We start from the raw sequence: 6,641 nt of genomic DNA, 5'->3' as shown, positions 1-6,641 counted from the left end.
GCGCGACCGATGTGGTGCGGCTTGAAGCGATCATTCAGCCGGACAAGTCGCGGGTTGCCGTCAGTCCGCCTGCCACGATGCGCTGCACGATGGCCGAAGCGGTCGCGGTCTGGGTGCGCGAGGACCTCACCGCGACCGCGGCGCAGTTCGGCGCAGCGCCCCAGGCGCTCGACAACTACGCCTCTTACGATTGCCGCGGACGCAACCGCGTCGCCGGTGCGCGGATCAGCCAGCACGGGCTCGCCAACGCCATCGACATTCGCGGCCTGCGCCTCTCCGACGGGCGCTTTGTGTCGTTCACCGACCGCAAGGTGGATCGCGGGTTCCGCGAGGCGGTCCGCAAGACCACCTGCGAGCGATTCACCACAGTTCTAGGTCCCGGCTCCGACGGCCATCACGAAGACCATATTCATATGGACCTTGCCGAAAGAAGGGGCGGCTATCGCCTGTGTCAGTGGAATGTGCTCGATCCTGCCGGCGAAATTCCGCTTCCTCGGCCCCGGCCCAAGGAAGCGTCCTGAGAGACAGCGTCCTGAGAGGAAGCGTCCTGAGACGGCGCGTCCGGTGAAGGGCCGCGTACCCCGTGCTTTCTGCGATCGTGTGAACGCAGTCTTCACCCATGGCGGCCTAGTTGTGCCGGCATGAAACCGATCCGGCCCTCGGAACTCACGCCCGTCCGGGTGCAACGACAGTCGCTGATCACGCGGCGCTCGCTGCTGCTGGGCGGTCTCGGCGCCGCCTCGCTGTCCGGCGCCGCGTTCGCGGGCTATGGCGGCGTCGAGGCTGCGTCGGTTCTTGAGGTGACCCGCTACAAGCTGAAGCCGCGCCATTGGCCGGCCGGCCAGCGCATGACCATCACCGTGATCGCCGATCTGCATGCGGGCGGCCCGAATATGGGCCTCGAGCGCATCCGGACCATCATCGACACCGCGAATGCGCTGCGCTCCGATCTGATCCTGTTGCTCGGCGATTACGTCGCCACCCACCGGTTCGTGACCGAACCCGTGCCGCCACCGGTCTGGGCCGCGGAACTGGCGCGGCTCAAGGCGCCGCTCGGTCTTCACGCCATCCTCGGCAATCACGACTGGTGGTTCGAGCAGAGGACCATCCGGCACGCGCTTGCCGCGGCCAATATCCCGGTCATGGAGAATGATGCGGTCCTACTGGGCGAGGCGGGGGCGCGCTTCTGGCTCGCCGGGCTCGGCGATCAACTCGCGGTCCCGCTCGGTCGCGGGCACTTTCGCGGCGCCGACGATTTGCCCGGCACCATGGCCAGGATCACAACCGACGATCCCGTGATCCTGATGGTGCACGAGCCCGACATCTTCCCGCGCGTCCCGGATCGCGTTTCGCTTACGCTCGCGGGTCATACGCATGGCGGCCAGGTCCGGCTGCCGGTGGTCTGGCCGATCTTCGTGCCTTCGAAATACGGTGCGCGCTTCGCCTATGGACATATCGTCGAAGGCGGCCGCGACATGATCGTGTCGGGCGGGCTCGGCACGAGCTTCGTGCCGATGCGCGTCGGGGTGCCGCCGGAGATCGTTCACATCGAACTCGGCTGAGCGCGCGAGAATCGGCGCACGAGATGAGCGCATAAAAAACGGCGCCCGAAGGCGCCGTTTTTGATTCTGGTTATCCGGCCGCTGTCAGAAGGGCAGCGAGCGCTCCGGCATGCGGATCGCCACCTGCGGGTTGTTCGGCGAATCGCCCTGCTTGGGAGCAAGCACCACGACCACCGTGCCTTCCTTGACCCGGTTGTAGAGGTCGATGACGTCCTCGTTGGTCATGCGGATGCAGCCCGAGGAAACCGCCGAGCCGATATATTCAGGCTGGTTGGTCCCGTGGATGCGATAGAGCGTGTCCTTGCCGCCGGCATAGAGGTAGAGCGCGCGGGCGCCGAGCGGATTATGCGGTCCCGGACCCACCTGATTCGGGATGCTCGGTCCGAGCCGTTCCTTGATCGCGGCGGTCGGAGTCCAGGTCGGCCATTCGGCTTTGCGCTGAACCTTGGCGATGCCCGAGAAGGTCAGCGCTTCCTCGCCAACGGTAATGCCGTAGCGGATCGCCTTGCCTTCAGGCAGCACGTAGTAGAGGAAGCGCGAATCGGTATCGACGACGATCGATCCTGGCGTTTCCTTGCGGTGATAATTGACGATGTGGCGCCGATACGGCTCCGGAATCGTCGCCTTGGCGTAGGGGACTTTCGCCAGCAATTCGCGATCGCGTGGCTTGAAATTGGCTTCCGACGCAGGCTCGTAAACCGCGCTGGTCGAGGCGACGCAACCCGATAAACCGATCCCGATCAGGAGAAGCGCGATCAGGCGCATCACCACATCCTATTGTTTCTACACCCGGCGAGATTTCGCGGCGAACATAGCCGAAAAACGCTTTCCATCCAGTGATAAGCCCTGATCGCAGGACCGGTCCTGTGAAAGTGTTGCCGGAAAGCCGCAAGGTGTCGCCAAGCCATCCGCACCGAGCGTGGCACGGAACTCATTAAGCGCCAGTTTACCCTGACATCCTCAAGTGATGAAGCGGGGCAGCGCCGGTACAGCCGCACAGCTTTGTGACCGGCCTGCCTCCAACTCTTACCATTGATCGCCCAATTCCGCCGCACTCGGTCCAAATGCTCCCTGCAGGGTGCCTCTTGGACAAAAAGCATCCGTTGAGGAGGAAAACATGACTACCGCCGAGACGTCCGGAGCCGAACAGAAAAGCCGGCGGTCGGAATTGGACCTTGACCGCCGTTACGGCCGTATCGCTATCTCCGCCCTGGTCGCCGCATTGCCTTATGGCAGCGAGTGCAAGCAGGCGGATACCGTCGAAGACCGCAAGGATCGCGCCGCCTGACAAGGTGCGCCAGACAGCTCCGGTGGGGGCTGGTCGATAACCGGCCCCGCCGGGCTCTCGCCGCAATTACCGCTTGCATGCGCCACCGCCTCGTGGCCATGACTTCGCCGCCGCGGCGCGAGCCGCATCCGCGGAGACGTCATGCTCACCGTCTACACCCCGCGCGGTTCATCGCTGGAGCCGCTTCCGCTCAATCCCGGGGAAGCGATTCCTGAGGCAGCGGTCTGGCTCGATCTGGTCAATCCCACGATCGAGGAAGACAAGCTGGTCGAGAAGCTTGTCGGCGTCGCGGTGCCGACCCGCGAGGAGATGCAGGAGATCGAGATCTCCAGTCGTCTCTATATCGAGGGCGGCGCGCGCTACATGACGGCGACCCTGATGTCGCAGTCGGACACCCCGTCCCCGGTGACGACGCCGGTCTCCTTTATCCTCGCCGGCCAGCGCCTCGTCACCGTGCGCTACGACGAGCCGCGCCCGTTTGCGATGACACGACACAAGCTCGCCCGCTTTTGTCCGGCGAATGTCACCGGCCAGACCGTGCTGATGGAGCTTCTGGATGCGGTGATCGACCGCAATGCCGACATCCTCGAGCGCGTCGGCGCCGAGGTCGACCAGGTCTCGCGGCGCATCTTCGAACAGCGGCGCAATCGCGGAGCGACGTCGCGGACCTATCAGGGGATCCTTTTCACGCTCGGGCGCAAGGGCGACCTGTGCTCGAAGGTGCGCGAAAGCCTCGTCTCGATCGGCCGCCTGGTGTTGTTCATGGCGCACGAAGACGAGTCGATGCGCTGGTCGAAGGAAGTGCGGGCGCAGCTCAAGACGATGCAGCGCGACGTCCAGTCATTGTCGGACCACGCCACCTACCAGACCAACAACATCACCTTCCTTCTGGACGCGATGGTGGGTCTCGTCAGCATCGAGCAGAACAACATCATCAAGCTGTTCTCGGTGGTGGCAGTGGTGCTGATGCCGCCGACGCTGGTGGCTTCGATCTACGGAATGAATTTCGAGCACATGCCCGAACTCAAATGGAGCTTCGGCTATCCGCTGGCGCTGCTGGCGATGATCATCTCCTCGATCCTTCCTTACGTGTATTTCAAATGGAAGAAGTGGCTCTGATCCATTGCCTTTGCCGTTCTTTAGCTGTCATCGCCTTTGACGCTCTTTAGCTGTCATCGCCCGCGAAAGTGGGCAATCCAGTAAACGCAACGGCTTCATCAGTTGACTGGATCCCCCGCCTTCGCGGGGCATGACCAAACGGGCGAAGCGATTCCGCCTCGACAGAAATTGCCTAGACGTGCTGTCCGCCGTTGATGTGGATCTCGGCGCCGTGGACATAGGACGAGGTCTCGGTGCACAGCACATAGACGATCTTCGCGACTTCGTCGGGCGTCCCGAGCCGATGCATCGGAATCTGCTGCTCGACGATCTTGTCAGTGCCCGGCGAGAGGATCGATGTGTCGATCTCGCCCGGTGCGATCGCGTTGACGCGAATGCCGAGCGGACCGAAATCGGCCGCCATCTCGCGGGTGAGCGACGCGAGCGCCGCTTTCGAGGTGGCATAGGCCGCGCCCGCGAAGGGATGCACCCGCGAGCCCGCGATCGAGGTGACGTTGACCACCGAACCATGGGTCGCCTTCAATTCCTCGATCAGGCCGCGCGCCAGCATGATCGGCGCGAAGAAGTTGACCTGGAACACATGCTGCCAGGTCCTGATGTCGGTCGCGATGGCGCTGAGGCGCTGACCGCCCGCGCCCTTTGGTGAGATCGCGGCGTTGTTGACCAGCGCGTGCAGCTTTCCGTCGGGGAGTCTGTTCTTGATTTCCGCGATCGCTTCCTCGGTGCTGTCGGGATCGGCGAGGTCCACCTGGATGTGATCCTCGGGGCCAGCCTCCCACGGGCAGTTTTCCGGGAAGCCATGGCGCGAACAGGTGATGACGCGCCAGCCGGCCGCCGAAAATCGCTTCACGGTGGCATGCCCGATGCCGCGGCTGGCCCCGGTCAGGAGCAGCGTGCGGCGCGGCGCATTATGGTCGGACATCGGCATCGCAAATCCTGCTCAACTCATTGCCGCGACACGGTTCACGGATAAAGGCGGGTCTTGACCCAAGCCTCATCCGGCTGGCCGCGGGTGAACGCGATCCGGTCGTGGAGGCGGAACGGCCGATCATGCCAGAATTCCATCGCGAGCGGCGCGATGCGAAAGCCGGACCAGAAGGGCGGCCTCGGGATCGTTCCGAGCGGATAGCGCGCCGTCACTTTTGCCACGGCGCCCTCGAAGGCGAGTCGGCTTTCAAGCGGCGACGATTGCTTGCTGGCCCAGGCGCCGATCTGCGCGAGACGCGGCCTCGTCGCGAAATAGGCGTCGGCTTCCGCGTCGCTGACCTGCGTGACGGTGCCGCGGACGCGCACTTGCCGGCGCAGCGATTTCCAATGGAAGGCCAGCGCGGCCTCTGGACGCTCTTTCAGCTCGCGCGCCTTCGCGCTTCCGAGATTCGTATAGAACACGAAGCCCGCTTCATCGAAGCCCTTCAGCAGCACCATCCTCACATCGGGAAAACCGTCTTCACCGGCGGTGGCGAGCGCCATCGCATTCGGATCGTTCGGTTCGCTGCGTTGCGCTTCGTCGAGCCAGGCCGCGAACAACGCGAATGGCTCGGCGGCTTCGGTGAAATCACCGTTCCTTAACAATTCCGGCTGTTGAATGCTTGGTGTGTCTGTCATTCCGTGGAGTACCGATTGGCCGGCCAGTCTCTCGTCCGGGCCTTCGTATATAAGGGAGCGCTCCGCGCGCGACTATGCCGAATGCTGCGCAGCGGCCTGATCGTCGCCGCCGCGGCTCCGCTCGTCTGCGCGTGCAGCGCCAATGTCAAGATTTCGGACGGCGCCGGAACGGACGAGCCCGTCCACACGGGCTCCATCTCGAAACCGCGTGCTTCCGACGGCAACGGCCTGCCGCCAGCCTCCGACCTTGCCTATGCAAAACGCGCGGCGGCACAGGTCATGAGCCGGGCGAGCGCCGATGACAGTGTGACATGGGAAAATCCGGCATCGGGCGCGAGGGGCACCGTGACCCCGATCGCGCAGGCCTACCGCGTCGAGGGGACATTGTGCCGGGATTTCATCGCAAGCCACGTGCTCGAGGGATCGGAGTCCTGGATGGAGGGGGAGGCGTGCCGGGCCGCGCGCGGTGAGTGGGAAGTCCGCCGGCTGAAGGCCTGGCGGCGGACCTGAAGGGCATCGCGGCGGGGAAGGCGGTGCATAGATCCGGCAACGGCCGCCCGGCGTTGCGAAAATCGGATTACAATCCCAAATAGCCGAAGAACCACAGGCCGGGCCTTAAAGCCCGCGCCGATCGACCGCCGGGGCCGACCCCGGCGCCATGCGAAACAAGGAGAACGTCATACATGCGCGACCCCTACGAGGTGTTGGGGGTGCCGCGGGGGGCTAGCGCTGGCGAAATCAAGTCAGCCTTTCGAAAGCTTGCCAAGAAGCACCATCCGGACGCCAACAAAGACGATCCGAAAGCCTCCGAGCGTTTCGCCGAGGCCAACGCCGCCTATGAAATTCTGGGCGACGAGACCAAGCGCAAGCAATTCGATGCGGGCGAAATCGATGCCGAGGGCAAGCCCCGCTTCCAGGGCTTTCAAGGCTTCGAAGGCGCGCATCCTGGCGGCGGCTTTGGCGGCTTCGGCGCGGGCGCCGGCCCGGACGTCCACTTCGAGACATTCACCTTCGGCCCGCAGGGCGCGCAACGGTCATCGCGCGGCGGGGGCGCGGGGTTTGGCGGC

The 6,641-nt window shown here is 64.4% G+C and carries 9 protein-coding genes; 6 read left to right on the top strand and 3 right to left on the bottom strand.

The annotated features are described in order from the left end of the window. A partial coding sequence (locus VN004_RS04125) for an extensin family protein (RefSeq protein ID WP_325607300.1) occupies window positions 1–521 on the top strand: 521 nt, incomplete at its 5' end. Between the two features lie 120 nt (window positions 522–641). Beyond that, complete coding sequence (locus VN004_RS04120) at window positions 642–1,562, top strand: metallophosphoesterase (protein WP_325607298.1); 921 nt, start codon at window positions 642–644, stop codon at window positions 1,560–1,562. An 84-nt stretch (window positions 1,563–1,646) separates the two neighbouring features. Here the strand turns inward: VN004_RS04120 and VN004_RS04115 are convergent, their stop codons facing one another. Then, complete coding sequence (locus tag VN004_RS04115; protein ID WP_325607296.1) at window positions 1,647–2,327, bottom strand: L,D-transpeptidase; 681 nt, start codon at window positions 2,325–2,327, stop codon at window positions 1,647–1,649. 352 nt (window positions 2,328–2,679) lie between these two features. Between VN004_RS04115 and VN004_RS04110 the strand changes: the two genes are divergently transcribed. Both VN004_RS04110 and VN004_RS04105 read left to right on the top strand, forming a co-directional pair. Continuing rightward, the gene (locus VN004_RS04110) at window positions 2,680–2,850 is read left to right on the top strand and encodes a hypothetical protein (RefSeq protein WP_325607294.1); all 171 of its coding nucleotides are present in this window, start codon (window positions 2,680–2,682) and stop codon (window positions 2,848–2,850) included. A gap of 141 nt (window positions 2,851–2,991) precedes the next feature. Next, entirely contained in the window at window positions 2,992–3,969 is a 978-nt protein-coding gene (locus VN004_RS04105) for a magnesium transporter CorA family protein (protein ID WP_325607292.1), read from the top strand. Window positions 3,970–4,141: 172 nt separating this feature from the next. Here VN004_RS04105 and VN004_RS04100 read toward each other — a convergent pair whose 3' ends face one another. Together VN004_RS04100 and pdxH are read right to left on the bottom strand one after the other, a co-directional pair. After that, window positions 4,142–4,897: an SDR family oxidoreductase gene (locus VN004_RS04100; protein WP_325607290.1), complete on the bottom strand. Its 756-nt coding sequence runs from the start codon at window positions 4,895–4,897 to the stop codon at window positions 4,142–4,144. 35 nt (window positions 4,898–4,932) lie between these two features. Next, window positions 4,933–5,574, bottom strand: coding sequence for a pyridoxamine 5'-phosphate oxidase (gene pdxH / locus VN004_RS04095; RefSeq protein WP_325607288.1), 642 nt, complete (start codon window positions 5,572–5,574; stop codon window positions 4,933–4,935). An 81-nt stretch (window positions 5,575–5,655) separates the two neighbouring features. Here pdxH and VN004_RS04090 point away from each other — a divergent pair, with 81 nt between their 5' ends. Further along, entirely contained in the window at window positions 5,656–6,084 is a 429-nt protein-coding gene (locus VN004_RS04090) for an RT0821/Lpp0805 family surface protein (protein WP_325607286.1), read from the top strand. Between the two features lie 173 nt (window positions 6,085–6,257). Further along, window positions 6,258–6,641, top strand: a 384-nt coding sequence (locus VN004_RS04085) for a J domain-containing protein (RefSeq protein ID WP_325607284.1), incomplete at its 3' end; no start/stop codon positions are given.

Origin of the sequence: Pseudorhodoplanes sp. (assembly GCF_035565855.1) — a bacterium.
GTDB lineage: Bacteria > Pseudomonadota > Alphaproteobacteria > Rhizobiales > Xanthobacteraceae > Pseudorhodoplanes.
The sequence above is the reverse complement of the archived record's forward strand: the minus strand, read 5'-3'. Positions and strand labels throughout refer to the sequence as shown.